We start from the raw sequence: 24,982 nt of genomic DNA on the forward strand, positions 1-24,982 counted from the left end.
CTTGCCCATAATGCCCGTCTCCCTCCGCCACCCGATGCCGATCCCATGGAACTGACCCCGCGCGAAAAAGACAAGCTGCTGATCTTCACCGCGGCGCTGCTGGCGGAACGCCGCAAGGCGCGCGGCCTGAAGCTCAACTACCCCGAAGCCATCGCCCTGATTTCCGCCGCCGTGATGGAAGGCGCCCGCGACGGCAAGAGCGTCGCCGAACTCATGAGCGACGGGCGCTCGGTGTTGACCCGCGCCGACGTGATGGACGGCATCGCCGAGATGATCCCGGACATCCAGATCGAAGCCACCTTTCCCGACGGGACCAAGCTGGTCACCGTCCACCAGCCCATCGTCTGACACGCCAGAACAATCAAGAGAGACCTCCCATGCGCCACACCGCTGCTTCCAAGACCCTTGCACTGCTTGCCATGCTGCTGCCGCTCGCGGCCAGCGCCCACACCGGCGTCGATGGCGGCCTGCACCACGGCTTCACCACCGGCTTCCTGCATCCACTGACCGGCGCCGATCACCTCGCGGCCATGGTCGCGGTCGGTCTCTGGAGCGCACTGGCCGCGCGCCGCGCGTGGCCCGATCTTCTGTGGGCACCGCTGGCCTTCGCCGGCATGCTGCTCGCGGGCGCGCTGATGGGCCTGGCCGGCGTGCAGCTGCCAGCCGTCGAGCCGATGATCGCGGCCTCGCTGCTGGTGCTGGGCCTGCTGGTGGCCACGCGCATTCATCTGCCGGCCGTCGTCGCGATGGCGATCGTCGGCGTGTTCGCGGTGTTCCACGGCGTGGCACACGGCCACGAACTTGCGAGCGAGGAAGGCGCTGGCCTCACGCTGGCCGGCATGGTCTGCGCCACCGTGCTGCTGCACGCCGCGGGCATCGCCATCGGCTGGGCGCTGCGCCATGCCAACGCATGGCTGCCGCGCATTGCCGGTGCCGCCGTGGTCGGCCTGGGCGCCACGCTGCTGGCACAGGCCATCTGAGGCGGCCATGACGCCCGGCGAACTCTTCACCGACGACGGCGAGCACATGCTCAACCCCGGCCGCCGCACCCTCACGCTGGTGGTGCAGAACACCGCCGACCGGCCGATCCAGGTCGGCTCGCACTATCACTTCGCCGAGACCAACGGTGCCCTCGGCTTCGACCGCGAGGCCGCGCGCGGCATGCGGCTGAACATCGCATCGGGCGCCGCCGTGCGCTTCGAGCCGGGCCAGCAGCGCACGGTCGAGCTGGTCGATTTTTCAGGCGATCGCATCGTGTACGGCTTTCGCGGCCTCGTTCAAGGAAAGCTCTAAAGCATGGCCACCATCGGGCGACGCGCCTACGCAGAAATCTTCGGCCCCACGGTGGGCGACCGCATCCGTCTTGCGGACACCGAACTGCTGATCGAAGTGGAGGCCGACTACACGCTGCGCGCAGGCGGCTACGGCGAAGAAGTGAAGTTCGGCGGCGGCAAGACCATCCGCGACGGCATGGCGCAGTCGCAGCAAACGCGTGCGCAAGGCGCCGTCGACACGGTGCTGACCAACGCACTCATCCTCGATCACTGGGGCATCGTCAAGGCCGACATCGGCCTGAAGGACGGCCGCATCGCCGCCATCGGCAAGGCCGGCAACCCCGATGTGCAACCGGGCGTGGACATCGTCATCGGCCCCGGCACCGAGATCATCAGCTGCGAAGGCAACATCGTCACCGCGGGCGGCATCGACAGCCACATCCACTTCATCTGCCCGCAGCAGATCGAAGAGGCGTTGTCGTCCGGCGTCACCACCATGCTCGGCGGCGGCACCGGCCCCGCCACCGGCACCTTCGCGACCACATCGACGCCTGGCCCCTGGCACATCGAGCGCATGCTGCAGGCGGCCGATGCGTTTCCGATGAACCTGGGTTTTCTCGGCAAGGGCAACGCCAGCCTGCCGCACGCGCTGCACGAGCAGATCGAGGCCGGCGTCATCGGCCTGAAGCTGCACGAAGACTGGGGCACCACGCCCGCGGCCATCAGCAACTGCCTGGACGTGGCGGACGCCACCGACACGCAGGTGGCCATTCACAGCGACACGCTCAACGAATCGGGCTTCGTCGAGAACACCATCGCCGCCGTGGGCGGCCGCTCGATCTGTGCGTTCCACACCGAAGGCGCGGGTGGCGGCCATGCGCCCGACATCCTGCGCGTGGTGGGCGAGGCGAACTTCCTGCCCTCTTCCACCAACCCCACGATGCCCTACACCGTGAACACGCTCGACGAGCACGTCGACATGCTCATGGTGTGCCACCACCTGGACGCCGGCATCGCCGAAGACCTGGCCTTTGCCGAGTCGCGCATCCGCAAGGAAACCATCGCCGCCGAAGACGTGCTGCACGACCTGGGCGCGATCAGCATGTTCAGCTCCGATAGCCAGGCCATGGGCCGCGTGGGCGAGGTCATCATCCGCACCTGGCAGACCGCGCACAAGATGAAGCTGCAGCGCGGCAAGCTGCCGGAAGACAACGAGCGCAACGACAACTTCCGCGCCAAGCGCTTCGTCGCCAAGTACACGATCAACCCCGCCATCGCGCACGGCATCGCACATGAAGTAGGCTCGCTCGAAGTCGGCAAGTGGGCCGACATCGTGATCTGGAAGCCGGCCTTCTTCGGCGTGAAGCCCTTCACCATCCTCAAGGGCGGCACCATCGCGATGGCCGCGATGGGCGACCCGAACGCGTCGATCCCGACGCCGCAGCCGGTGCACTTCCGCCCGATGTTCGGTGCCTACGGCGGCTCGCTCGCCAGGAGCTCGCTGACCTTCGTCTCGCAGGCCGGGCTGGCGTCGGGCATCAAGGAGCGCTACGGTTTAGCCAAGCACCTCAGCGCGGTAAAGAACATCCGCAACGTGCGCAAGAAAGACCTGATCTACAACGGCTACACGCCGAAGATGGAGATCGATGCGCAGACCTATGCGGTGCGTGCCGACGGGCATTTGCTGACCTGCGAGCCGGCGAAGCTGCTGCCGATGGCGCAGCGCTACTTCCTGTTCTGAAGAAAGCCGCGCCGGCCACAGCAGCGATTCACACCGCGGGATGCCGGCGATGCCAGTCGGTCGCCCGCTGGAACGCCCAGCCCGCGCGCACCAGCAGGTCTTCGCCGAAGTGCGGGGCCACGAACTGGAAGGCCACCGGCACGCCGGCCTCGGTGGCGCCGCCCGGCAAGGTGAGCGTGGGGCTGCCCGTGAGATCGAATGGGCAGGTGTAGCGCAGCATGCCGGCCAGCAGCTCCGGGTCTACGCCGAGCTGGCCGGCGCGCTCGAGTGTCGGCGCCGCGAAGGGAATGGCCGGAATCAGCAGCAGGTCGACCTGCTCGAAAAACGCGCGCACGCGACCGCTGAAATCGGCGCGGCGCAGCAGCAGCTTCTGGTAGTCGGTGGCGCTTTGCGACAGGCCGAGGTCGATCAGCCCCGACAAGCCCGGGCCGTACTCGGCACGCCGCGCCGGGTACGTGGCCTCGTGGGCCACAGCCGTCTCGACAGCGCACAGCGGCGACCAGTCGAGCACCGCCTGCGTCGTGTCGGGAAACACCACCTCGCGCACCGAGGCGCCCAGCGATTCGACCGTGCGGATCGCAGCCGCCAGCGTGGCGCGCGTCGGTGCGTCCACACGGTCCAGCGTCCAGCCGGGGTCGATGCCGACGCGCAGGCCGGCCAGGCCGCGCGTCATCGTCGCGAGGTAGTCGGGCACCGGCTGCGTGCTGGCCGTCGGGTCGCGCGGATCGGCGCCGGCGATGGCTGCCAGCATCGCGCCCGCGTCAGCCGCGCTGCGCGTCATCGGGCCGATGTGGTCGAGCGAGGCCGCCAGCTCGAAGGCACCGTGCCGGCTCACCCGCCCCCACGTCGGCTTGAGGCCGGTGATGCCATTGGCCGCCGATGGAAAGCGGATCGACCCGCCGGTGTCGGTGCCCAGCGCGCCGAAGCACAGGCCCGCCGCGGTGGCCACGCCCGAGCCACTGGACGACACGCCGGGCCAGAGCGCGGCATCCCACGGGTTGACCGGCGACGCGATCTGCGGATGGTGATCGGCAAAGGCGCCTTCGGTCTGCTGCAGCTTGCCAAGGATTACCGCGCCGGCCTCGCGCAGGCGGCGAACCACGGTCGCGTCTTCCGTCGGGCGGAAGGACTGATGGATCGTCGTGCCATGCGCGCTCGGCACGCCTTCGGTCCAGAGCAGGTCTTTCACGGCCAGCGGCACGCCGTGCAGCGGACCGCGCGCGCGGCCGGCCGCGATCTCGGTGTCGGCGCGGCGCGCATCGTCGAGCGCCTGCGCGTCCATGCGCGTCGCGTAGCTGTGCAGCCGGCCGTCGACGGCCTCGATGCGCGCGAGCATCGCGCGCGTGACTTCCTCCGACGATCGCTCGCGCGACTGGATCTGCCGGCCGACGTCCAGCAGTTCGAGATGATGCAATTCCTTGTCCGCCATGACTGACTCCCGGGGCGCAATGCACCCGCATGCGTTGGGTTGAGAAAAAAAGGCCGAATCACGGTGGCGGAAAGAAGCCGCCACCCCGGGCGAACCTTATCCACGCAGGTCGATCCACGCTGGTCTCTCCCGGACATGCACCTGTGCTGGGGCGGACAGCCCCCGCCGGTCAGCGCGCTTTCAGGAGCGTGTGCGGCGCGCAGCCATAGGCCTTGCGGAAGACCCGGCTGAAATGCGACAGGTCGGAAAACCCGTGCTGGAACGCAACGTCGGTCACGCTGCGCGCGCGCCCGCCTGCCAGCACATCGCGGCTGGCCGCAAGGCGCGCCTGCCAGACCGCGCCCATGGCCGTCTCGCCGTGTCGCGCAAACGCCCGGGTCACGGTGCGAGCCGAGACACGGTGCGCCTGCGCCAAACCTTCGAGCGAGAGCGCCGGGTCGTCCAGGTTGCGCTCGATGTAGGCCTTCATGCGCGCATGCAGGCCAAGCTCGGCGCCGGCATTGCCGGTGGCGTCCTGCTGGAGTTCGAGCGTCACGGCCAGCAGGTCGATGAGAGCGCCGCCGAAGCGCTCGGCCGCAGCGGCGCGTGGGTACGCAAACGCCGGGTTCGCTGTTTCCCGCAGCATCGCATGCAGCGGCGTCGCACCGGGATGGTCCGCAGCAATGACGCGCGCGGTGAAGTCCTCGGCCTTCGCGAAGCGCTGCAACAGCAGCCGGCGCGGCATGCGCGCCAGGTAGACCGAGCGCGCGTCCATCGTGCATTCGAACGGCCGGCCGGCGTCGTAGAGCAGCATGTCGCCACTGCGCAGCCGCCCCTGCCGCCCGCCTTGCTCGAAGGCGCCTTCACCCGCCTGGACGAACGCCAGCCACAAGTCGTCCAGCGGATGCCGGCGCAGGTGGTGCGCGTCGCGCGACCAATAGTGCAGCGGCGCCGACATGCGGTTGACGCTGACCGCGCCCACATCGCACACGTCGAGCCGCCCTTCGAACGGTCCGGGCGTCATCGCGCGGCTGGCCGCGGGAATGCAGTGGCGGCACACGACGTCGTGCCAGTAGTCGAAACGCAGCGCGGTGGCGACGTCGGTCGTCAGGTAGGCCAGGCTGTTCATGGCGCAGATGCTGGGGCGGATGGAGCGTGGAGGCAAGCCCTCGGCGGGGCCCGGTACTTGCTACGGAGAAAGAAGCTTTGGCGCATCGCGCCTATCGTCCATTCCCACGTTGTCCCTCGACCGCGCCGCGCGGCCCGTATCAGCAAAAGTTATATTGCGCGCACTCATCTGGAGTTGCAACCCGCCATGCTCACCGCCAACAAACTCATGCCCCAGGGCCGCGGCCTTGCGCCCGTTCTGCTCAAGCGCGCCGCCACGATCGAACTCGACTGGGACGTCCGCCAGAAAAGCCGCTTCGACGCCACCGACTCGCAGGGCCGGCAGATCGGCATCTTCCTGCCGCGCGGCACGGCGGTGCGTGGCGGCGACGTGCTGGTGGCCGAAGACGGCTCGCTGATCCGCGTCATCGCGGCACCGCAGCCGGTGCTTCGCATCACGCATTGCACGGCCCACGGCACGCCCTTCGACCTGACGCGCGCGGCCTATCACCTGGGCAACCGGCATGTGCCGATCGAGCTGAAGCCCGACCACCTGAAGATCGAACCCGACCATGTGCTGGCCGACATGCTGCGCTCGATGCACCTGATCGTGGTGGCGGTCGAGGAGGCCTTCGAGCCCGAAGGCGGCGCCTATGGATCGCATGAGCATTCGCATGGTGGTGGCGGCCACAGCCATGACCACTCGCACGACCATGGCCACGCGCATGCCAGCAGCAAGGGACCGAAGCCGCTCGTGCTTGCACCGGAGCTGCTCGACGCGCATGAGCATTCGCATGGTCATGACCACGATCACGACCACCACGGGCACTCTCACTGAGCACTGAGATGAGGCCTTGCCTTTCGGTTCGCCGCGTTGTGCCTGGATGGGGTCGTTCGGGGCTCGACCACGCCGACGGGGTACCTTGCTCCGCGAATGTCCCCCGGCCTGCGGCCTCCTCCTTTATTTCGCTGCGCAAGGCACCCCGCCAGCGTGATCGTTGGGCAGTGCAGTTGTTGATCGGCCAGCGCAACGACAGCGCCTCTTGTGCGCAGGGCACCGGGTGCTCCCCGCAGCGAAATAAAGGAGGAGGCGGAGCCGGGGGACATTCGCGGAGGGGAGTACCCGGTGTCCTGTGCACTCGCCCCGAACAAGAGCACCCCGCCACACAACGCATGGCAAAGAGCTGACATGGCCGACCCAGCCAACGCACACAGCGCCAGCAGCCTGCTTCAACTCATCTGGCTCGCCTCCCCCGCCCTGCCCGTCGGCGGCTTCTCGTACTCCGAAGGCGTAGAGGCCGCAGTCGAATGGGCCGGCATCGATTCGGAAGCCAAGGCCACCGAATGGCTGACCGACCAACTGCACCTGAGCTTCGCGCGCGGCGACCTCGCCCTGGTGGCGCAGGCCATCGCCGCCTGGCGCGCCAGCGACATAGCGCGCGTCCGCGCACTCAACGAATGGGTGATGGTCACGCGCGAGTCTGCCGAGTTCTTCCTGCAGACCGAACAGATGGGCCGCTCCTTCGTCGAGTGGCTCAAGCTGCACCATGCCGACACGGCCGAGGTCTTCGCGAACCTGCCCGCGACCTATCCCGTGGCCTTCGCCTTCGCCGTCAGCCGCACCGGCGCGACGGTGCACGATGGCTGCCTGGCCTTTGCCTTCGGCTGGGCCGAGAACATGATCGCAGCCGCCGTCAAAGCCGTGCCGCTCGGCCAGAGCGCGGGCCAGCGCATCCTCGGCCAACTGGCGCACGACATCCCCGCCGCCGTGACGCGCGCCATGAACCTCGGCGACGACGAACGCCAGGCCTTCGCGCCCCTGCTGGCCGTGTTGTCGGCCCGCCATGAAACACAATATTCCCGCCTCTTCCGAAGCTGAACCGGACACTTCTCCATGACCTCCGCACTGCACCACATCCCCCGCCGTACCAAGAGGCTTCCTCCCCTTCGCGTGGGTATCGGCGGCCCGGTCGGCTCGGGCAAGACCACGCTGCTCGAAATGCTCTGCAAGGCGATGCGCGACAAGTACGACCTGGTCGCGATCACCAACGACATCTACACCAAGGAAGACCAGCGCCTGCTGACCGTGGCCGGCGCATTGCCCGCCGAACGCATCATGGGCGTGGAAACCGGCGGCTGCCCGCACACCGCGATCCGCGAAGACGCCTCGATCAACCTCGAGGCCATCGACCGCATGCTCGAAGACTTTCCCGATGCCGACGTCGTGTTCGTCGAGTCGGGTGGCGACAACCTCGCGGCCACCTTCAGCCCCGAGCTGTCGGACCTCACGATCTACGTGATCGACGTGGCCGCCGGCGAGAAGATTCCGCGCAAGGGCGGCCCCGGCATCACCAAGAGCGACCTGTTCGTCATCAACAAGACCGACCTCGCACCCTACGTGGGCGCCAACCTCGACGTGATGGAACAGGACACGCAGCGCATGCGGCGCCAGCGCCCCTATGTGATGACGAACCTCAAGACGCACACGGGCGTGGCCGAGGTGGTGGCGTTCATCGAGCAGCGGGGCATGCTCACCGCTGGCTGAGGCCGGGGCTTCAGCAGGCGCAGAAACAGGCGCTCAGAGCTCGCTGCCGTCCCGCAGCTGCCGCGCCTTGTAGACCAGCCGAACGCTCGCGTGGCGCGGGTCGCTGACCTGCTGCACGTAGACATCGGTGTCGTTGCTGACCCAGGCCGCATAGGCGCTGCCCGGATCGCGTGACGCCAGTTCGTTGCCGAACACGCCGCGCCCCCATTGCACGATCGCCGCGAAGGCTGCGGCGCCGCTGTCGGGCAACGCCTGCGCGGTCGCCACGTACTCCACGCGCCGCAGCTCGGAAGCCGCAAAGAAGAAGGTCGGCTCGAACACCAGCCCGGCCATCGTGACCGGCGCCGCGCGCCAGCTGCCGAGCAGGCCACCGGACAGGCGCTGCGGCCGTTGCACGTGTTCCGCCGCGGGCAACACGGCCCGCAGCTCATCGGCCGTCATGCCCAGGCGCACGCCCGGTGGCAGGGCCTGCGCATGCAATGCACCAGCGGCAAGAACGGCGACGCTGGCGGCAAGCGCCCGCGGAAGGGTCAGGAAGGCTATGAATCGCACGTGAGGCATCGGGAGATAGGCAGCGGCACCGTGGGACCGCGAGTATGACGCGGAGTTCCACGATGCCGCCACCACCCCGTGCCGGCCCACCAGAGCGTTCAGAGCACCCGGCGCGCTCAGTGCGCCTGCATCTGCCCGAAGCGGCCGCTGCCGAAGTCCTTCATGGCCTGCACGATCTCGTCGCGCGTGTTCATCACGAACGGCCCGTGCCCGACGATGGGCTCGTCGATCGGCTCGCCGCTCAGCAGCAGCACCACGGCGTCGTTGTTCGCCTCCAGCGTCAGCGCATCGCCGGCGCGGTCGAGCAGCACCATCTGCGCATCGCGCGCCACTTCGTCGCCGTTCACCATCACCGTGCCGCGCAGCACGACGATGGCGGCCACGCGGCCTTCGGGCACGGGCAGCGTCACGCTTGCGCCCTGGTTCAGGCGCACGTCCCACACGTCGATGGGCGTGAAGGTGTGGGCCGGCCCCTTGTGGCCGAGGTAGTCGCCTGCGATCACGCGCACGCGGCCTGCGCCGTCGCCCAGTTCCACCGATGGAATCTGCGCATCGGTGATGCCCTGGTAACCCGGTGCGGCCATCTTGTCCTTGGCGGGCAGGTTGACCCAGAGCTGCACCATCTCCAGCTCGCCACCGTCGCGGGTGAAGGCGTCGGAATGGAACTCTTCATGCAGGATGCCCGCGCCCGCGGTCATCCATTGCACGTCGCCGGGGCCGATGGTGCCGCCCTGCCCGGTCGAGTCGCGGTGCGACACCTCGCCCTTGTAGACGATGGTCACGGTCTCGAAGCCACGGTGCGGGTGCTGGCCCACGCCGCGCGGCTGCACGGTCGGCTCGAACTTCGCCGGGCCGGCGTAGTCGAGCAGCAAAAACGGGCTGGTATGGCGGCCCAGCGTGTCGTAGCTGAACAGCGAGCGCACGGGAAACCCGTCGCCCACCCAATGCGGGCGCGGTGCGCTGTAGGTGCCGAGGATCTTCTTCATGGGGTGCTCCTTCTGTGGGCCCTCCCGATGCGGGAAGGCCATGTACAGAGGATGCGGCCGCAACGATGCTTTGAGTAGATGCCAAAATTCGCCCTCATCGTTCCATCTGGCGAACGATCAAGGGCAACGGAGGCACCGGCAAATCATGCGCGACCTGAACGATCTCTACTTCTACGCCCAGGTCGTCGACCACGGCGGCTTCGCCCCGGCCGGCCGGGCGCTGGGCGTGCCCAAGTCCAGCCTGAGCCGGCGCATCGCGCTGCTCGAAGAACGGCTGGGCGTGCGGCTGATCCAGCGCTCCACGCGCCGCTTCATCGTCACCGACATCGGGCGGCAGTACTACGAGCACTGCGTCGCGATGCTGGTCGAGGCCGATGCGGCGCAGGAGGCCATCGACCGCATCCACGCCGACCCGCAAGGGCTGGTGCGGCTGGCCTGCCCGTCGGCGCTGGTGTACTACCAAGTCGGCGAGATGATCGCGAAGTTCATGACCGAGTGCCCGCGCGTGCAGGTGCACATGGACAGCACCAACCGCCGCGTCGACGTGATCCGCGAAGGCTTCGACCTTGCGTTGCGCGTGCGCTTTCCGCCGCTCGAAGACACCGACCTCGTGATGAAGGTGCTGGGCCAGAGCGCCCAGCGTCTGGTGGCCCACCCCCGCCTGCTCGAAGGCCTGGCGGCACCCGCCGGCCCGGCGGACCTGGGCACCTTGCCCAGCCTCGACCTGGGCCCTTCGCAGCCACAGCACACCTGGAGCCTCGAAGGCCCCGACGGCGCCACCGCCGAGGTGCGCCACCAGCCCCGGCTGGTGACCGACGACATGGTCGCCTTGCGCTTTGCTGCCCTGCAGGGCGTGGGTGTCGCCAAGCTGCCGACCATGATGGTCCATGAAGACCTGAAGGCCGGCCGCCTCGTCGACGTGCTGCCGCGATGGGCGCCGCGCGCCGGCATCGTCCACGCGGTGTTTCCGTCGCGCCGCGGGCTGCTGCCCTCGGTGCGCAAGCTGGTGGACTTTCTTGCGGGTGAGTTCGAGGCGCTGGAGGCCGATCAAGCCCCCGCGCCCTGAATCAGATCAACCCGCTCACTCTTCGACGAACGCCTCTTCCCGCTTGGCCTTCACCGAAGGCAGCAGCACGACGATCAGCAGCAGCGCAGCAGCCGCCAGCAGGCCCGCCGACAGCGGCCGCGTGACGAACACGCTCCAGTCGCCACGCGACAGCAGCAGTGCGCGCCGCAGGTTCTCTTCCATCATCGGCCCGAGGATGAAGCCCAGCAGCAGCGGCGCAGGCTCGCACTTGAGCTTCAGGAAGGCATAGCCCACGATGCCGAAGATCGCGACCATCCACACGTCGAAGGTGTTGTTGTTCTCCGAATAGACACCCACCGCGCAGAACAGCACGATCGACGGAAACAGCCACTTGTAGGGAATGGTCAGCAGCTTGATCCAGATGCCGATCATCGGCAGGTTCAGCACGATCAGCATCAGGTTGCCGATCCACATCGAGGCGATCAGGCCCCAGAACAGTTCGGGGTTGCTGGTCATCACCTGCGGGCCCGGCTGGATGTTGTGGATGGTCATGGCACCCACCATCAGCGCCATCACCGCGTTGGGCGGAATGCCCAGCGTCAACAGCGGAATGAAGGAGGTCTGCGCACCGGCGTTGTTGGCCGACTCGGGGCCCGCCACGCCGCGGATGTTGCCCTTGCCGAAAGGCACTTCGCCTTGCTTGAGCTTGATCTTCTTCTCGATCGTGTAGGCCGCGAAGGCCGACAGCAGCGCGCCACCGCCCGGCAGGATGCCCAGCGCCGAACCCAGCGCCGTGCCGCGCAGCACGGCCGGCGTCATGTCCTTGAAGTCCTGCTTGGTGGGCCACAGGCCCTTCACCTTGGCGGTGAACACTTCGCGCTCGTGCTCCGGCACCGCGAGGTTGGCAATGATTTCGCCGTAGCCGAACACACCCATCGCGATGGCGATGAAGCCGATGCCGTCGGTGAGCTCAGGAATGTCGAAGCTGTAGCGCGCCACGCCCGAGTTCACGTCGGTGCCCACGAGGCCCAGCGCAAGACCCAGAAGAATCATCGTGATGGCCTTCAGCAGCGAGCCCGAGGCCAGCACCACCGCGCCGATCAGGCCCAGGATCATCAGCGAGAAATATTCGGCCGGGCCGAACTTGAAGGCCAGCTCGGTCAGCGGCGGCGCGAACGCGGCCAGGATCAGCGTGCCCACGCAACCCGCGAAGAACGAGCCCAGGCCCGCTGCGGCGAGCGCCGGCCCGGCCCTTCCCTTGCGCGCCATCTGGTAGCCGTCGATCACGGTCACCACCGACGACGACTCGCCCGGCAGGTTGACCAGAATCGCGGTGGTGGAGCCGCCGTATTGCGCGCCGTAGTAGATGCCGGCCAGCATGATGAGCGCGGCCACCGGCGGCAGTGCGTACGTCGCGGGCAGCAGCATCGCGATGGTCGCGACCGGACCGATGCCCGGCAGCACGCCGATCAGCGTGCCAAGCAGACAGCCCACGAAGGCATAGACAAGGTTCTGCGCGGTGAAGGCCACGCCGAAGCCGATCGAGAGATTGGTAATCAGGTCCATTTTTCTTGTCGTGTTCTTGTTGTTCTGCGCGGATCAGCCGGCGATGAAGGTGGGCCACACCTGGAACTGCAGCTTGAGCGCGACCACGAAGGCCAGGTAGCTGCCCAGCGCCAGGATGCTCGCGAGCACGGTCACGCCCTTCCAGCCGAAGTTGTCGCCCGCCAGGCTCGCGATGAAGGTCAGCGCATAGATCGCGACGATCAGCCCCATCGACGGCAGGCCGATGCTGGGCAGGCCGCCGAGCAGCACGCCGAACATCAGGTTCGCGCCGATGATGAACACCAGCGGCTTCCACGCGATGCGGCCGATGGGCTCGCCGTCTTCGGTCTCCACCGTCAATGCCTTGAGCGTGATCATCACGCCCATGAGCGCAATGAGGATGCCCACGATCAGCGGGAAGTAACCGGGGCCCATGCGGGCGCCGCTGCCGACGTTGTAAGTCGTGGCACCCCATGCGAAGGCCACGCCGAAGGCGCTGAAAAGGACGCCCGAGCAGAAATCTCTCTGACTCTTGATTCTCACCGTTGATGTCTCCTGGAACTCGGCACAAGACGTGCGCAGCCGATCCTAGGAATTCAGGTGCCCGGTGTGTATGAACAGAACATTGCCGTTTGGCAATGTGGGAAGCGCAGAAGGACTTCTCAGCCAGTTCATCGATGCGTCCAGCGACCATAGATTGGCAATTGAATACTGCACGGCACTTGCCCGAGGAATCGATTTCGGAGTGGCGCCACATAATGTTTCGAGTCATGTTGCTCGCGCCTACCAGCCGGCCGCAGTAAATGACTACCGAATACAGCAGCTAAGACACTATCTTGGGGGAAAAAAGCATGGGACTCGTTGATCGACTGAAGGCCAAACACTCAACCCGCCTCGATGAACTCATCGAAGCAGGAAAAACCATCCCGATGGAGCAACAGTCGCGACAAACTAGCTACAACAGCATTTCGGGTCGGGGAACTTCTCAACAGTACCAAACCGCAAACTGGCCCTCATTCGTGGAATGGCGGACATCGTGTATCGCAGTCCTAGATCAAATCGTTCCCGAACAGAGCTTGCTTCGCAAGACGGTGTCTGAATTAACTTCTTTGGCAAACAGCCCATCAAAAGTCCAATTTCTGATCGGTTTCCTGAGGTCAGTTAGAACTGAGCTGAATTCAGGTTCTTTCGACGAACTGGCCCTGCAGATTGAAGCGGAGATTCTTTCCGACTATCTCACTCAGGCATCTGAACTTCTGGCCGGCTCAAAAACAGAGCCAAACCATATTGCCGCGGCGGTTGTATGCGGTGCAGCTTTGGAGCGAACCCTCCGATCAATTTGCGCCGCGCAAATACCAGAGGAGCCCACGACTACAGACAAGGGGGCGCCGATCGGCATGAACGGAATGATCGAGGCGCTAAAGAAGCGCAAGGTCTTCAATGAGCTTGGTGCCAAGGAACTGCGATCGTGGGCCGCACTTCGTAACCTTGCAGCTCACGGCGACTTCGAAGCATTCAACCGCCAGCAGGTAGAGGCGATGGCGTCTGGTATCAGCCGCTTTGTGACGCAGCACGCGCATTGACCAATCGAAGTCAAAGTATCGAAACCAAAGCTCCTGCTCGAACGGTGAGATTCAGAGTGTTGGCGCCGGAGTTTGTTGGAAAGCACTCCTTTTCTGCCAGACCGCCCCCCTCGCCAAATTTCAAAAAACCATTTGTTTTGAGCCCGAAGAAAAGTCACACGGAATCAGGAAGCGCTGCTCAAACGAAGTTCTCGCCTAAGTTGTCAGTCAACTTGGGTTGCAAGGAAACATTCCGCCGTCAGTCGCCCGCCGGCAGGTCGATGCATACGCGCAGGCCCGGCGCCGCGTCGTGCAGCTGCAGCCGCCCACCGTGCAACGCCACCACGGCCTGCACGCTGGCCAGCCCCAGCCCGTGCCCCGGCGTGCTGCGGTCCAACCTGTGGAAGCGCACGCCGATACGCTCGAACTCGGCCGCCGGAATGCCCGGCCCGTTGTCCTGCACGAAGAGCTGCGCGCGGCCGTCCACCGTGTGCGTGCCGATGCGCACCGTGGCACCGGTGCCCGCGTACTTGAGCGCGTTGTCGAGCAGGTTGGCCGCCGCGCCCGCGAGCAGGTCGCGGTCGCCCAGCGCCACCGCGATGTCGACCGGCTCGCGCAGCAGCGTGATGCCCTGCACCTCGGCCACTGCCTCGTACAGCTCGGCCACGTCGTCGGCAATCACATGCAGTGCCACCGGCGCGAACTGCTGGCGCCGCGCACCGGCCTCGACCTCGGCGATCTGCAGCAGCTTCTCGAACACCACCGCCAGTTCGTCGAGTTCGCGGATCGCGGTGGCCACGGCCTGGCGCTGCACGTCGTTGGCACCCAGCTCCTGCTCGACCGCGCGCAGCCGCACCAGCACGCGCGTGAGCGGCGTGCGCAGGTTGTGCGCGATGGTGTTAGACACATGGCGCACGCCGTCCATCAGCGACTGGATGCGGTCCAGCATCGCGTTGATGTCGTTCTCGAGCAGCGCGAACTCGTCTTCCTGGCCCGACGGCGCCACCCGCTCCTGCAGCTCGCCCGCCGCGATGCGCGCGGCCGTGCGCCGCACCGCGCCCACGCTGCGTTCGAGCTCTTGCCTGAAGACGAAGGTGCCGCCGATCAGCAGCAGCACCGCCACGATGCCCGCCGCCGCGCTTGCGCTCGCCACCAGCGATTCGATGGACTCCTGGTCGCGCAGGTCGTGTCCCACCACCAGCAGGGCGCCATCGGGCAGGTGCCGCATCACGAGGTAGCCGATGGCGCTCTGGCCCGAGCGCACCACGCGCCGGTGCACGCCGTCGCCCGCATCGGGCGCCAGCGACGGCGTCTGGTCGAGGTTGCCCGCGAGCTTGCGGCCTTCGCGGTCGGTGAGCAGGTAGATCTCGTTGTCGGAGTTGCGCCCATCTGACAGCGCAAAGCCGATCTCGCCCGCCACGCCGTCCAGGCCGCGCGCGTCGTAGCGCACCATCAGCTGCTGCACGCTGGCCGACACCTGCCGCACCATGCGCTGCTGCAGCACGCCGACGGTCTGCATGTAGACGATGGCCAGCGCGGCGAGCATCGTGATCGCCACGAGCAGGCCGTAATAGAACGCGAGCCGGAACCCGACCGAGCGCCACAGCTGGCGCAAGGTCTTGATCATGGCGGCGCTTCCCGGGTGTCGGGCGCATCGCCATTGCCATCGCCATCGCCATGACCCAGCGCCAGCCGGTAGCCCACGCCGCGCAGGGTGTGGATCAGCGTCGGCGCGCCACCGGCATCGAGCTTGCGGCGCAGGCGGCTCACCTGCACGTCGATCACGTTGGTCTGCGGGTCGAACTGGTAGTCCCACACGGCTTCGAGCAGCATGGTGCGCGTGACCACCTGCCCCGGATGCATCATCAGATAGGCCAGCAGGCGGAACTCGCGCGGCTGCAACGCAATGGGCCGGCCGGCCCGCTCCACATGTCGCCGCGCCAGGTCGAGCGTGAGGTCGGCCAGCTGCAGCATGCGGATCTCGGGCCCCGTGCGCGAGCGCCGCACCAGCGCTTCGGCCCGCGCCGCCAGCTCGGAAAAGGCGAAGGGCTTGGCCAGGTAGTCGTCGCCACCGGCCTTGAGCCCGCGCACGCGTTCGTCGAGCGCGCTCAATGCGCTGAGCACCAGCACCGGCGTTTTCTTTCCGAGGGCGCGCATCGTCGACAGGATCGACAGACCATCGACCTCGTTGGGCAGCATGCGGTCGAGGATCACCAGGTCCCACGACTCGCCCGTCGCGCGCGCCAGCGCGTCGGCACCGTCACGGCTTATGACGGCCACGTGGCCGAGCGAACGGAAACCGTCGGCAATGTAGCGGGCGTTGTCGGCGTCGTCCTCCACGATGAGGCAGCGCCACATGGCGGTCGGCCCGATCACCTCGGCGCGACCGACGCGGCGCCTTCGTGCGGCGCGGCAAGGCGGTTCGTGGAAAGAGAAAGATCGGGGAGTGGCTGCGTTCTGGTGCTCATGGCGATGGAGTCGGTCGGCCGGCCCTTCGCTCGCAGGCCGCCGCCGGAGGCCATCCTAGCCGCGATTCAACCAGAGAAAGCGCCGCTGCTTCATTACCGTTTGTCCATGTTCGCCGGCCCGGAGGGGCGGAACTCCAGCGCACCCGAAGGCCCGCGCTCGCAGGTGCCGGTGAGTGCATCCGCGCGCGGACCCGGCAGCGCGGGGCGCGCGCCCTCGGCTTGCCCGTCGCACATGTCCCATGCGGGCATCGGTGGCGGTGGCGGCCGGCCTGCACCGAAGAAGGGCCCTGGTGGCCCTTCCCCGCGAAAACCGGGCGGTGGCCCATAAGGCATGGGCGGCGGCAGCACGATGCAGCCCGTCAGGCTGGTGGCGGCGAGCACGGCCGCAAGGTGTCGGATTCTGTCGATCATTTTTTGAAATCTCCTCACGCCTTGCACGGCCACGCGCAGCCGGCGGAGCAGGTGCCCCGCCGACCGCACCGGCCGCGCAATGCGCCCCGTCGGTCAGAAGGCGTGGCGGATGCCGAAGTCGTAGCCCGTCGACGAACGCGGCAGGCCCGTGTAGCCCACGCCGGTGCTGCCATAGCCCGTGGTGCTGGCAGCGGTCAGGTCGCCGGTGTAGGCCGCGTCGTTGCGGTTGTTCACGCGCGCGACGGTGGCATAGAGCGCCGTGCGCTTCGAAAGGTTGTGCACATACCCCAGCGCGAACTTGTTGACGCGCGGGCTCTCGCCGGTGATGCCGAGGGCGCCTTCGTGGTAGCGCACCGTGGAGTACGACGCGCGGATCAGGCCCGCGCCCACCGGCACGCTGGCGCCCAGCAGGTAGCCCTTGTAGCTGTCGTGGCTGTTGCCCACCGCGGCGATGTCGAACTTGTTCTGCACGTTCGAGATTTCGCCGAACAGCTTGACGGGCCCGAAGTCATACGACGCACCGAGGTTGATGGTCTGCACCTTCTGCGTGAGCGATGTGGTGTCGACCGCCACGTTCTGACCCACGGCCAATGCCACGTCGAGCGGCCCGTTCGCGTAGCCGAAGCGCCCGCCGATGTAGCGGCCGGCATTGCTGCTGGTGGCCGCCGTGAGGTCGGTGCCGCTGGTGCGCACGTTCTCGTTGAAGCTGTACTGCACCTGCCCGTAGAAGCCACCGAGATTGGCCGGCAGGAAGTAGCCGACCATGTTGCTGGCACGCGCGTAGTTGGTGTTGCCGATGCCGCTGCTGGCGCCCACCGTGCTGATGACGTTGGTGCCCGACCCGTTGGTGCCGAAGGGGTCGAAGACGGTGTCGTTCCAGAAGGTCGAGGTGTAGTCGCGACCCAGCCGCACTTCACCGAAGCCACCGGAGAGGCTGACCGTCGAGCGGCGATTGAAACTCGAGATGCCGTTGGCACCGTCGTCGTTGCTGATCGGCGCTTCGAGCCAGAAGCTCGCGGCCAGCCCGCCGCCCAGGTCTTCGGTGCCACGGAAGCCGATGCGGCTGGAGTTGTAGCCCGAGTTGGCCAGGCTCCATTGGCTCTGCTTGCTGGTGGCGCCCGTGAGGGGGTCGCGCGAAGTGGCGGATTGATAGCTCACACCCGCATCGACGACACCGAACAAGGTAACGGACGATTGGGCAGAGGCCAGGCCGGTAACGGCCAGCGCGGCGAGTGCCGTGAGGGATTTCTTCATTCAGGTTTCTCCGGTTTGAGCAGCTCTTCATCGAGCAGCTGGAACGGATGGTCTCGTTCAAATTTGGAGGAATCTGGTGGGCAGGCCGTACTGTTGTTTTTGCGCCGACCCGCTTTGGTTACCGCAGGTTTCGGGCAGCAGCATCAACGCCACGACAAGCGCCCAAACAAACACCTCGAACAAAAATGCAAAGACACCCCACATCCCAAAAGTCTCCCAAAAGCCAAGCAATGCTCGGCCCCTCGAAGGAGCCCAACATGACCATTGCATTGCAAAGCACCATCGCCGCGTCCCTGGGTGTGCAGCAGCTCGCCAGCGCATTCAGCCCCGCCTTCTCTCATCTGCGCATTCTTCGCAACCTCGTCATTCCCATGCCCGAAGGTTGCGCGGTACGAACCGCCAGGATCGACGCCGTGCTCGTCTGCGAAACCGGCATCTACCTGTTCGAGATCAAGGCCTGGCGCAACGCCTTCGTCTACCGCAAGAAATCCGACCAGGCCCCGCCGCGCTGGTTTCTTCGCCTCAACGGCTGCAGCAGCGCACGCGAAGTGAAAGACCCTGCCTGGCAAGGCGGCCGCAAGACCACGCAACTGCGCAGCCTGCTGCCCGAAGACCTTCGCCTGCAGTACTTCGTGCTGCTGCCCTGCGAAGGCGTCGAACTCGAAGGCGTGATGCCCGCGGCCGTCATCACCCAGCAAGACCTGCCCTACATCGCACGGCTGGTGCGCAACAACGGCCGCACCGCGCGCACCTACCCCTTGCTCGATGCCGATGCCATCGACCGCACGGTGCAGCGCCTGCTCGACATCCAGGGCAACCTGTCGGTCGCGCATCACATGCAGAACTGCCGCGAAAGAAGCCTGCTCGCCGCCACCGGATGGAACAGCGCAACCGCCATCGGATTGCAATAAACAGAAACACCCCGCGAGAGGCGGGCATGGGCAAGGTCCCAAATTTCTCCGACATTGGCAGGGACCATGCGGCGATGAATCTTCCCAAGTCCCTTGCGACCCTCGCCGCGCTGCTCGCCTCTCTCGCTGCGCTTCCTGCCTGGGCCACCGATCCGTTCACCGTCAAGGACATCCGGCTCGAAGGCCTGCAGCGCGTCGAGCCCGGCACCGTCTTCGCGACCCTCGGCATCAAGGCCGGCGACACCTACAGCGACGAGCGCGGCAGCGCTGCCATTCGCGCGCTCTTCGGGCTGGGCCTCTTCAAGGACGTGCGCATCGACGTCAACGGCAACGTGGTCGTCGTGATCGTGGAAGAGCGCCCCTCCATCGCCGACGTCGACTTCGTCGGCACCAAGGAGTTCGACAAGGCCGCGCTCCAGAAGGCCCTGCGCGAGGTCGGCCTGGCCGAAGGCCAGCCCTACGACAAGGCCCTGGCCGATCGCGCCGAGCAGGAACTCAAGCAGCAGTACATCGGCCGCAGCCTCTACAACGCCCAGGTCATCACCACCGTCACGCCGGTCGAGCGCAACCACGTCAACCTCACGTTCACCGTGACCGAAGGCGAAGCGGCACGCATCAAGGAAGTGCACGTGGTCGGCAACAAGGACTTCAGCGAAAGCACGCTGCTCGACCTGTTCGACCAGGACAGCGGCACCTGGCTTGCCTGGTACACCAAATCGAACCAGTACGCGCGCAGCAAGCTCAACGCCGACCTGGAGACGCTGCGCTCGTACTACCTCACGCGCGGTTATCTCGAGTTCCGCATCGACTCCACGCAGGTCGCCATCTCGCCGGACCGGCAGGCGATCACGCTCACCATCAACATCACCGAAGGCCAGAAGTTCGCGATGGCCGGCGTCAGGCTCGCGGGCAACTACCTGGGCCGCGAGGACGAGTTCAAGTCGCTCGTCACCATCCGCCCCGGTGCGCCCTACAACGGCGAAGACGTCACCGCCACCACCAAGGCCTTCACCGACTACTTCGGCACCTTCGGCTATGCGTTCGCGCGCGTGCAGGCCGAGCCCGAGATCGACCGCGCCAACAACCGCGTCGTGATGGTGCTGAAGGCAGAGCCCTCGCGGCGCGTCTACGTGCGGCGGCTCAACATCGGCGGCAACTCGAAGACGCGCGACGAAGTCATCCGCCGCGAGTTCCGCCAGTACGAAGGCGCCTGGTACGACGGCAACAAGATCAAGCTCTCGCGCGACCGCGTCGACCGACTGGGCTTCTTCACCGACGTGAACGTCGAGACCACCGAGGTCGCCGGCTCGCCCGACCAGGTCGACCTGTCGATCAACGTGACCGAAAAACCCACGGGCTCGCTGCAACTGGGCGCGGGCTATTCGTCGACCGACAAGATCTCGCTGACCTTCGGCATCACGCAGGAGAACGTGTTCGGCAGCGGCAACTACCTTGGCGTGCAGGTCAACACCAGCTCGTACAACCGCACGGTCTCGCTCACCGCCACCGACCCGTACTTCACGAAGGACGGCATCTCGCGCACGCTGAACCTCTTTCACACCACCACCCGCCCCTACTACGAAGCCGACGGCAACTACAAGCTCGCAAGCGACGGCGGCTCGGTGCGCTTCGGGTTGCCGGTGGGCGAGCTGGACACGGTCTATCTGGGCATCGGCGTCGAGCGCTATGCCTTCACGCCGGGCAGCAACGGCACCTACACGCTGGTCAATGGCTCCTACGTCTACACCGCGACGCCGCAGGCCTACCTCAACTACTTCCAGTGCACGGGCACCGCGCCGAGCGTGGTGTGCGCGAGCGACACCAAGCTGGCCATTCCCGCAACCGTCGGCTGGTCGCGCGACGACCGCGACAGCGCGCTGGTGCCCACGCGCGGCCGCCTGCAAAGCGCCAACCTCGAACTGGGCGTGGGCAGCGAGCTGCGCTACCTGAAGACCACCTACCAGTACCAGCAGTACTTTCCGCTGTCCAAGCAGTACACGCTGGCCGTCAATGGCCAGCTCGGCTATGCCAAGGGACTGGGCGGCACCACGTTCCCGATCTTCAAGAATTTCTATGCCGGCGGGCTCGGCTCGATCCGTGGCTTCGAGCAGAACTCGCTCGGGCCGACCGACTCCGTCACCGCCGGCGCGCTCGGCGGCACGCGCAAGGCGATCTTCAACATGGAGTTCAGCACGCCCTTTCCGGGCGCGGGCAACGACCGTTCGCTGCGGCTGTACACCTTCCTCGATGCGGGCAACGTGTTTGCCGACCGCACCACGGGCATGACCGATGCGCAATGGAAGGCGCAGAACCGCCTGCGCGCATCGACGGGCATCGGCATCAGCTGGATCTCGCCGCTGGGCCCGCTGCGGCTGGCCTATGCGGTGCCGCTGATGTACCAGAAGGCCGACACGGCCAACGGCATCGCGGCCGACCGCATCCAGCGCTTCCAGTTCCAGATCGGAACCTCTTTCTGACCGGCGCCGAAGGAGACACCACCGCATGAGCCGCATCCTTCTGGTCGAGAACGGGCACGACAGCAGCGCCCGGTTGCTGCTGCCTCCGCTGCGCGACGCGGGCCACGAGTTCGAGCAGATCGAGGACGGCGCGGCGGCGCTCGACCGCATCCTCAGCGCGCCGCCCGCGCTCACGCTGCTCGACGTGGCACTGCCGCGCATCGACGGCCTGCGCGTGCTGGAGAAGGTGCGCTCGCACAGCGACCATCCGATCATCATGCTGACGGCACGCACGCGCGAGGCCGACCGGCTGCGCGGCTTCGACATGGGCGCCGACGACTACGTGTGCAAGCCCTTCTCGCCCCGCGAGGTGGTGGCCCGCGTCAACACCGTGCTGCGCCGCCGCGCGCAGCGCCCGTATGCGGCAAAGCCTTCGGCCGCGGTGAGCTTCACCGATCCGCGTGCCAGCCTGGAAGGCCATGCGCTGGACCTCACGCGCCGCGAGCTGCTGTTGCTGCGCGCGCTGTCGCGCGACCCCGGCCGCGTGTTCACGCGCTCGAACCTGCTCGAGGCCGCATTCCCTGAAGCGCTCGACGTGAACGAGCGCGCGGTCGACGGGCACATCAAGAACCTGCGCAAGAAGATGGCCTGCGTCGTGCCCTCGCACGACTGGATTCGCTCGATCTACGGCGTGGGCTTCAGCTTTGCCGAACGGCCAGCCTGAGCCGCCGGGCCGGTCTGGTACCGGCAGGCCGTCGACCCTGCAACCGGCGCATCGGGGGTGGCGGGCACCGCCGGGCTGAACAGGTCGCCGGCCGCCGTGCGCCCGCTGTCCGCCGGCGCCCCTCGCGCACCCGGGCCGTTGCCCATGATCGGCGCCAGCGTCGACAGGTTCGACCGCCGTGCCTGCGTATGCACGCGCTCGGGGCATTCATCGCGCCCGGCAATGAAGGCGCTGATCGCCAGGCCGCCGAAGGCCAGGTAGCCCGCCAGGCGCTGCATCAGCGCGGCGATGCCGCCGCCGAGGCCGTCTTGAAACTGCATCGTGATCCGCACGATGCTTCAGCCCGCTGCCGCCGCCGTGCCGGGCGGCCGCGATGGTTCGTTGTGTGTCATGAGGTTTTCTTCCCGACCGGCGCGGGGCCGGGCACGGCCGGCCGCGTGGCGCGGGCCTCGGCCCAGCGCACCAGCAACACCCACGCATGGGCCACCAGCCAGAAGCGCAGCGCGAGCGACAGCAGCAACCACAGCGGCAGGTCCATGTCCGGGTTCATGGGCTGCATCCTGCGTCTTGAATCGGGAGAAATATGGGAGAACACTTCTCCCAGATTCCTCCTCATTTCGACCCGAAGATCGGCCGCTTGCCTATGACGACCGCCCGCCCGAAACGCATGTCGCAGAATGCGGCCATGCCTGCCCCGAGCCCATGCCGCGTCTGACCCTTTCCCGCAAGATCTTCCTGGCGCTGGCCGCCTTGCTGATCGTGCTGCTGCTCAGCTTCGCCGGCCTCTCGATCCTTGCGCTGCAGCGTGGGCTGGGCTCCTACGTGGCCGAGATCGAGATCCGCCGCATGGACTGGCTCGCGCAGCTGGTGCTCAAGCACTACGTTGCCAACGGCGACTGGAAGAGCCTGCGCGACAACGACGACACCTGGCACCGCCTGCAGATGGGCCGGCTGGCGGCCGCGACCGACGGGCCCGGTGGCGCCGACGAGCGGCGGCTGCCGCCCTGGTACAGGTACCGCGCGCTGCGCGAAGCCCAGGCGCAGGAACAGCAAGGCCAGCCGCCGGGCACATCCGACAGCGGGCCGCCGATTCCGCCGCCTTCATCGCCGTCGTCGTCACCCCCTTCGTCGCCGCAACTCGACCTGCTGCCCCGCCGGCTGCCGGCGATGCCGCCGCCGTGGTTCTTTCCCGATCCGCGCGAGATGGCCGATTCGATCTTCCAACGGCTGGCCGTGCTCGACGCGCAGGGCGTGCGCGTGGTCGGTGCGAGCGTCGACCTGGAGAACGCGGCGCGCCTGCCGATCCGCCGCGGCCGCTCGGTCATCGGCTATCTCGCGCTCACGCCCATGCAGGGCCTCGAAAGCGAGGCCGACCGTGCCTTCCTCGCGCGGCAGTCGGGCGTGATCGTGCTGACCGGGCTGTGCGGCCTGGCCTTCGCGCTGGTGCTTTCATGGCTGCTGGCACGCCGCTGGTTCAAGCCCATCGACGAACTCACGCAGGCCGCGCAAGAGGTGGCACGCGGGCGGCTTTCCACGCGCGTCGCGGTGCACGGCTCCGACGAACTCGCACTGCTCGGCAAGACCTTCAACGACATGGCGCAGCGCCTGGACACCGTCGAGGCCTCGCGCCGCGCGTGGCTGGCCGATGCGGCGCACGAGCTGCGCACACCGCTGGCCGCCATGCGCGCCGAGATCGAGGCGCTGCAGGACGGCGTGCGCAGCTTCGACGAGCGCACCGCGCTGCGGCTGCACCGGCAGGTGATCCGGCTGGGCCAGCTGGTGGACGACCTGCGCAGCAGCATGCGCGAACCGCAAAGCGACCTGCTGACCACCACGGTGTTTCCGCTGTCGCTGTTGAAAGAGGCGCTGGACCACACGCGCGACCGCTTCGCCAAGCGCGAGATCGCGGTGGACCGGCACGCCATCGACTTGATCGCGGCGTCGGCGCAGCCGGTGGTCGAAGGCGATGCGCACCGGCTGCACCAGGTGTTCATGAACCTGCTCGAGAACACGCTGGCCTACACCGACCCGGGCGGCGAGCTGCGCATCGGCGTCACGGTCGAAGGCGCATGGAGCGGCAACCGCCTCACGCTGGTGTTCGACGACAGCGCGCCGGGACTGCCCGAGCATGAACTGCCACGGCTGTTCGACCGCCTGTTCAGGGGCGAGACCTCGCGCAGCCGCGAGTTCGGCGGCTCCGGGCTCGGCCTCTCGATCTGCCGCGCGACCATCGAGGCGCACGGCGGCACCATCGACGCATCGGCCTCGCCGCTCGGCGGGCTGCGCCTGACACTCACACTTCCACTGGCGGCATCGTCATGACACGCATCGTCATCGTCGAAGACGAGATCGACATCGCCTCGGTGGTGCAGGACTACCTGCGCCATGCGGGCTACGAAACGGAGCACTTCGCCGACGGACGAAGCGCGCTCGACAGCATCGTGGCGTCGCCGCCCGACCTGACGCTGCTCGACATCATGCTGCCGCGCCTGGACGGCATCGAGGTGCTGCGCCGCGCGCGCGAACACACGGCGCACCCGATCATCATGCTCACCGCGCGCATCGAGGAGGTCGACCGCCTGCTCGGCCTCGAGCTGGGCGCCGACGACTACGTGTGCAAGCCCTTCTCGCCGCGCGAGCTGGTGGCGCGCGTGCGTGCGGTGTTGCGGCGCACCGCGCCGGGCCCGGCGGCAGGTGCATCGGGCGATGCGCCGGGGCTGGTGCTCGACGACGTGCACTGGCGCGCCTCGCTCGAGGGCACGCCGCTGAACCTCACGCGGCGCGAGTTCGGGCTGCTGCAGGTGCTGTCGCGGCACCCGGGCCGCATCTTCTCGCGGGCCCGCCTGCTCGAGCTGGCCTACGACGACACGGTGGACGTGACCGAGCGCGCCATCGACAGCCACGTGAAGAACCTGCGCCGCAAGCTCGGCGCGGTGACGCCTGGGCACGACTGGATACGGTCGGTGTATGGCGTGGGCTTCGCGTGGGAGGCGCCTGCCTGAACCCCTCCC

At 67.3% G+C, this 24,982-nt stretch carries 26 protein-coding genes; 14 read left to right on the forward strand and 12 right to left on the reverse strand.

From position 1 onward, the window contains the following. The first annotated feature begins 45 nt into the window (after window positions 1-45). Genes ACGLHS_RS09545 through ureC form a run of 4 tightly spaced genes read left to right on the forward strand, consistent with a single transcriptional unit; the run spans window position 46 to window position 3,015 of the window. Window positions 46-348 (forward strand): urease subunit gamma, encoded by a 303-nt coding sequence (locus ACGLHS_RS09545; RefSeq protein ID WP_056512745.1) that lies wholly within the window; start codon window positions 46-48, stop codon window positions 346-348. 29 nt (window positions 349-377) lie between these two features. Further along, window positions 378-980 (forward strand): HupE/UreJ family protein, encoded by a 603-nt coding sequence (locus ACGLHS_RS09550; protein ID WP_394479056.1) that lies wholly within the window; start codon window positions 378-380, stop codon window positions 978-980. Window positions 981-987: 7 nt separating this feature from the next. Further along, window positions 988-1,293 carry an urease subunit beta gene (locus ACGLHS_RS09555; RefSeq protein ID WP_394479058.1) on the forward strand — a complete coding sequence of 102 codons (306 nt, stop codon included), beginning with the start codon at window positions 988-990 and terminating at the stop codon, window positions 1,291-1,293. Window positions 1,294-1,296: 3 nt separating this feature from the next. Continuing rightward, window positions 1,297-3,015 carry an urease subunit alpha gene (gene ureC, locus ACGLHS_RS09560; protein ID WP_394479061.1) on the forward strand — a complete coding sequence of 573 codons (1,719 nt, stop codon included), beginning with the start codon at window positions 1,297-1,299 and terminating at the stop codon, window positions 3,013-3,015. Between the two features lie 28 nt (window positions 3,016-3,043). Here ureC and ACGLHS_RS09565 read toward each other — a convergent pair whose 3' ends face one another. Both ACGLHS_RS09565 and ACGLHS_RS09570 read right to left on the reverse strand, forming a co-directional pair. Beyond that, window positions 3,044-4,444: an amidase gene (locus ACGLHS_RS09565; RefSeq protein ID WP_394479063.1), complete on the reverse strand. Its 1,401-nt coding sequence runs from the start codon at window positions 4,442-4,444 to the stop codon at window positions 3,044-3,046. A gap of 169 nt (window positions 4,445-4,613) precedes the next feature. Beyond that, on the reverse strand, window positions 4,614-5,552 hold the full coding sequence (locus ACGLHS_RS09570; RefSeq protein ID WP_394479065.1) for a helix-turn-helix domain-containing protein: 939 nt from the start codon (window positions 5,550-5,552) through the stop codon (window positions 4,614-4,616). A gap of 186 nt (window positions 5,553-5,738) precedes the next feature. On the opposite strand from ACGLHS_RS09570, the gene ureE reads away from it, so the two are divergent. The 3 genes from ureE to ureG all read left to right on the forward strand — a co-directional run bounded on the left by ureE (window position 5,739) and on the right by ureG (window position 8,075). Then, complete coding sequence (ureE, locus tag ACGLHS_RS09575; protein ID WP_394479067.1) at window positions 5,739-6,368, forward strand: urease accessory protein UreE; 630 nt, start codon at window positions 5,739-5,741, stop codon at window positions 6,366-6,368. A 351-nt stretch (window positions 6,369-6,719) separates the two neighbouring features. Beyond that, the gene (locus tag ACGLHS_RS09580; RefSeq protein WP_394479069.1) at window positions 6,720-7,409 is read left to right on the forward strand and encodes an urease accessory protein UreF; all 690 of its coding nucleotides are present in this window, start codon (window positions 6,720-6,722) and stop codon (window positions 7,407-7,409) included. Between the two features lie 15 nt (window positions 7,410-7,424). Further along, window positions 7,425-8,075, forward strand: coding sequence for an urease accessory protein UreG (gene ureG, locus ACGLHS_RS09585; RefSeq protein ID WP_093237977.1), 651 nt, complete (start codon window positions 7,425-7,427; stop codon window positions 8,073-8,075). A gap of 33 nt (window positions 8,076-8,108) precedes the next feature. Here ureG and ACGLHS_RS09590 read toward each other — a convergent pair whose 3' ends face one another. Continuing rightward, the gene (locus tag ACGLHS_RS09590) at window positions 8,109-8,636 is read right to left on the reverse strand and encodes a hypothetical protein (RefSeq protein WP_394479072.1); all 528 of its coding nucleotides are present in this window, start codon (window positions 8,634-8,636) and stop codon (window positions 8,109-8,111) included. 107 nt (window positions 8,637-8,743) lie between these two features. Continuing rightward, window positions 8,744-9,613 carry a pirin family protein gene (locus ACGLHS_RS09595; RefSeq protein ID WP_394479074.1) on the reverse strand — a complete coding sequence of 290 codons (870 nt, stop codon included), beginning with the start codon at window positions 9,611-9,613 and terminating at the stop codon, window positions 8,744-8,746. Between the two features lie 145 nt (window positions 9,614-9,758). On the opposite strand from ACGLHS_RS09595, the gene ACGLHS_RS09600 reads away from it, so the two are divergent. After that, complete coding sequence (locus ACGLHS_RS09600) at window positions 9,759-10,679, forward strand: LysR family transcriptional regulator (protein WP_394479076.1); 921 nt, start codon at window positions 9,759-9,761, stop codon at window positions 10,677-10,679. A 15-nt stretch (window positions 10,680-10,694) separates the two neighbouring features. Here the strand turns inward: ACGLHS_RS09600 and ACGLHS_RS09605 are convergent, their stop codons facing one another. Beyond that, window positions 10,695-12,206 (reverse strand): tripartite tricarboxylate transporter permease, encoded by a 1,512-nt coding sequence (locus ACGLHS_RS09605; RefSeq protein ID WP_093237971.1) that lies wholly within the window; start codon window positions 12,204-12,206, stop codon window positions 10,695-10,697. 33 nt (window positions 12,207-12,239) lie between these two features. Beyond that, entirely contained in the window at window positions 12,240-12,728 is a 489-nt protein-coding gene (locus tag ACGLHS_RS09610) for a tripartite tricarboxylate transporter TctB family protein (RefSeq protein ID WP_093237969.1), read from the reverse strand. Window positions 12,729-13,036: 308 nt separating this feature from the next. Here ACGLHS_RS09610 and ACGLHS_RS09615 point away from each other — a divergent pair, with 308 nt between their 5' ends. Then, window positions 13,037-13,768, forward strand: coding sequence for a hypothetical protein (locus tag ACGLHS_RS09615; RefSeq protein ID WP_394479080.1), 732 nt, complete (start codon window positions 13,037-13,039; stop codon window positions 13,766-13,768). Between the two features lie 238 nt (window positions 13,769-14,006). On the opposite strand, the gene ACGLHS_RS09620 is transcribed toward ACGLHS_RS09615, so the two are convergent. From ACGLHS_RS09620 to ACGLHS_RS09635, 4 genes are all read right to left on the reverse strand, one after another. Next, on the reverse strand, window positions 14,007-15,374 hold the full coding sequence (locus tag ACGLHS_RS09620; RefSeq protein ID WP_394479082.1) for a sensor histidine kinase: 1,368 nt from the start codon (window positions 15,372-15,374) through the stop codon (window positions 14,007-14,009). Beyond that, on the reverse strand, window positions 15,371-16,105 hold the full coding sequence (locus ACGLHS_RS09625; protein WP_394479084.1) for a response regulator transcription factor: 735 nt from the start codon (window positions 16,103-16,105) through the stop codon (window positions 15,371-15,373). The genes ACGLHS_RS09620 and ACGLHS_RS09625 overlap by 4 nt, the downstream gene beginning before the upstream one ends. Before the next feature lie 203 nt (window positions 16,106-16,308). After that, a complete protein-coding gene (locus ACGLHS_RS09630; RefSeq protein WP_394479086.1) occupies window positions 16,309-16,626 on the reverse strand; it encodes a hypothetical protein in 318 nt (105 codons plus the stop codon). Window positions 16,627-16,719: 93 nt separating this feature from the next. Next, window positions 16,720-17,880 (reverse strand): porin, encoded by a 1,161-nt coding sequence (locus ACGLHS_RS09635; protein WP_394479088.1) that lies wholly within the window; start codon window positions 17,878-17,880, stop codon window positions 16,720-16,722. Window positions 17,881-18,137: 257 nt separating this feature from the next. Here ACGLHS_RS09635 and ACGLHS_RS09640 point away from each other — a divergent pair, with 257 nt between their 5' ends. From ACGLHS_RS09640 to ACGLHS_RS09650, 3 genes are all read left to right on the forward strand, one after another. Further along, complete coding sequence (locus ACGLHS_RS09640; RefSeq protein ID WP_394479090.1) at window positions 18,138-18,791, forward strand: nuclease-related domain-containing protein; 654 nt, start codon at window positions 18,138-18,140, stop codon at window positions 18,789-18,791. 74 nt (window positions 18,792-18,865) lie between these two features. Continuing rightward, entirely contained in the window at window positions 18,866-21,268 is a 2,403-nt protein-coding gene (bamA, locus tag ACGLHS_RS09645) for an outer membrane protein assembly factor BamA (protein WP_394479092.1), read from the forward strand. A gap of 25 nt (window positions 21,269-21,293) precedes the next feature. After that, complete coding sequence (locus ACGLHS_RS09650; RefSeq protein WP_394479094.1) at window positions 21,294-21,971, forward strand: response regulator; 678 nt, start codon at window positions 21,294-21,296, stop codon at window positions 21,969-21,971. On the opposite strand, the gene ACGLHS_RS09655 is transcribed toward ACGLHS_RS09650, so the two are convergent. Together ACGLHS_RS09655 and ACGLHS_RS09660 are read right to left on the reverse strand one after the other, a co-directional pair. Then, on the reverse strand, window positions 21,932-22,291 hold the full coding sequence (locus tag ACGLHS_RS09655) for a hypothetical protein (RefSeq protein ID WP_394479096.1): 360 nt from the start codon (window positions 22,289-22,291) through the stop codon (window positions 21,932-21,934). The genes ACGLHS_RS09650 and ACGLHS_RS09655 overlap by 40 nt on opposite strands. A gap of 68 nt (window positions 22,292-22,359) precedes the next feature. Next, a complete protein-coding gene (locus ACGLHS_RS09660; RefSeq protein ID WP_256327204.1) occupies window positions 22,360-22,521 on the reverse strand; it encodes a hypothetical protein in 162 nt (53 codons plus the stop codon). 152 nt (window positions 22,522-22,673) lie between these two features. Between ACGLHS_RS09660 and ACGLHS_RS09665 the strand changes: the two genes are divergently transcribed. Together ACGLHS_RS09665 and ACGLHS_RS09670 are read left to right on the forward strand one after the other, a co-directional pair. Then, window positions 22,674-24,293: an ATP-binding protein gene (locus ACGLHS_RS09665; RefSeq protein WP_394479099.1), complete on the forward strand. Its 1,620-nt coding sequence runs from the start codon at window positions 22,674-22,676 to the stop codon at window positions 24,291-24,293. Next, on the forward strand, window positions 24,290-24,973 hold the full coding sequence (locus tag ACGLHS_RS09670) for a response regulator (RefSeq protein WP_394479101.1): 684 nt from the start codon (window positions 24,290-24,292) through the stop codon (window positions 24,971-24,973). Before ACGLHS_RS09665 ends, ACGLHS_RS09670 begins: the two co-directional genes overlap by 4 nt. Window positions 24,974-24,982 lie beyond the last annotated feature (9 nt).

Source organism: Variovorax sp. VaC1 (assembly GCF_043658315.1).
In the GTDB taxonomy this organism is placed as follows: domain Bacteria; phylum Pseudomonadota; class Gammaproteobacteria; order Burkholderiales; family Burkholderiaceae_C; genus Variovorax.

Bases quoted from the DNA above. Each gene is read 5' to 3' on its own strand.
- ACGLHS_RS09545 (WP_056512745.1), top strand. From the start codon at position 46: ATGGAACTGACCCCGCGCGAAAAAGACAAGCTGCTGATCTTCACCGCG.
- ACGLHS_RS09665 (WP_394479099.1), top strand. From the start codon at position 22,674: ATGCCGCGTCTGACCCTTTCCCGCAAGATCTTCCTGGCGCTGGCCGCC.
- bamA (WP_394479092.1), top strand. From the start codon at position 18,866: ATGAATCTTCCCAAGTCCCTTGCGACCCTCGCCGCGCTGCTCGCCTCT.
- ureE (WP_394479067.1), top strand. From the start codon at position 5,739: ATGCTCACCGCCAACAAACTCATGCCCCAGGGCCGCGGCCTTGCGCCC.
- ureG (WP_093237977.1), top strand. From the start codon at position 7,425: ATGACCTCCGCACTGCACCACATCCCCCGCCGTACCAAGAGGCTTCCT.
- ACGLHS_RS09555 (WP_394479058.1), top strand. From the start codon at position 988: ATGACGCCCGGCGAACTCTTCACCGACGACGGCGAGCACATGCTCAAC.
- ACGLHS_RS09570 (WP_394479065.1), bottom strand. From the start codon at position 5,552: ATGAACAGCCTGGCCTACCTGACGACCGACGTCGCCACCGCGCTGCGT.
- ACGLHS_RS09635 (WP_394479088.1), bottom strand. From the start codon at position 17,880: ATGAAGAAATCCCTCACGGCACTCGCCGCGCTGGCCGTTACCGGCCTG.
- ACGLHS_RS09625 (WP_394479084.1), bottom strand. From the start codon at position 16,105: ATGTGGCGCTGCCTCATCGTGGAGGACGACGCCGACAACGCCCGCTAC.
- ACGLHS_RS09640 (WP_394479090.1), top strand. From the start codon at position 18,138: ATGACCATTGCATTGCAAAGCACCATCGCCGCGTCCCTGGGTGTGCAG.
- ACGLHS_RS09655 (WP_394479096.1), bottom strand. From the start codon at position 22,291: ATGCAGTTTCAAGACGGCCTCGGCGGCGGCATCGCCGCGCTGATGCAG.
- ACGLHS_RS09565 (WP_394479063.1), bottom strand. From the start codon at position 4,444: ATGGCGGACAAGGAATTGCATCATCTCGAACTGCTGGACGTCGGCCGG.
- ureC (WP_394479061.1), top strand. From the start codon at position 1,297: ATGGCCACCATCGGGCGACGCGCCTACGCAGAAATCTTCGGCCCCACG.
- ACGLHS_RS09595 (WP_394479074.1), bottom strand. From the start codon at position 9,613: ATGAAGAAGATCCTCGGCACCTACAGCGCACCGCGCCCGCATTGGGTG.
- ACGLHS_RS09590 (WP_394479072.1), bottom strand. From the start codon at position 8,636: ATGCCTCACGTGCGATTCATAGCCTTCCTGACCCTTCCGCGGGCGCTT.
- ACGLHS_RS09670 (WP_394479101.1), top strand. From the start codon at position 24,290: ATGACACGCATCGTCATCGTCGAAGACGAGATCGACATCGCCTCGGTG.
- ACGLHS_RS09580 (WP_394479069.1), top strand. From the start codon at position 6,720: ATGGCCGACCCAGCCAACGCACACAGCGCCAGCAGCCTGCTTCAACTC.
- ACGLHS_RS09630 (WP_394479086.1), bottom strand. From the start codon at position 16,626: ATGATCGACAGAATCCGACACCTTGCGGCCGTGCTCGCCGCCACCAGC.
- ACGLHS_RS09615 (WP_394479080.1), top strand. From the start codon at position 13,037: ATGGGACTCGTTGATCGACTGAAGGCCAAACACTCAACCCGCCTCGAT.
- ACGLHS_RS09600 (WP_394479076.1), top strand. From the start codon at position 9,759: ATGCGCGACCTGAACGATCTCTACTTCTACGCCCAGGTCGTCGACCAC.
- ACGLHS_RS09650 (WP_394479094.1), top strand. From the start codon at position 21,294: ATGAGCCGCATCCTTCTGGTCGAGAACGGGCACGACAGCAGCGCCCGG.
- ACGLHS_RS09660 (WP_256327204.1), bottom strand. From the start codon at position 22,521: ATGAACCCGGACATGGACCTGCCGCTGTGGTTGCTGCTGTCGCTCGCG.
- ACGLHS_RS09620 (WP_394479082.1), bottom strand. From the start codon at position 15,374: ATGATCAAGACCTTGCGCCAGCTGTGGCGCTCGGTCGGGTTCCGGCTC.
- ACGLHS_RS09550 (WP_394479056.1), top strand. From the start codon at position 378: ATGCGCCACACCGCTGCTTCCAAGACCCTTGCACTGCTTGCCATGCTG.
- ACGLHS_RS09605 (WP_093237971.1), bottom strand. From the start codon at position 12,206: ATGGACCTGATTACCAATCTCTCGATCGGCTTCGGCGTGGCCTTCACC.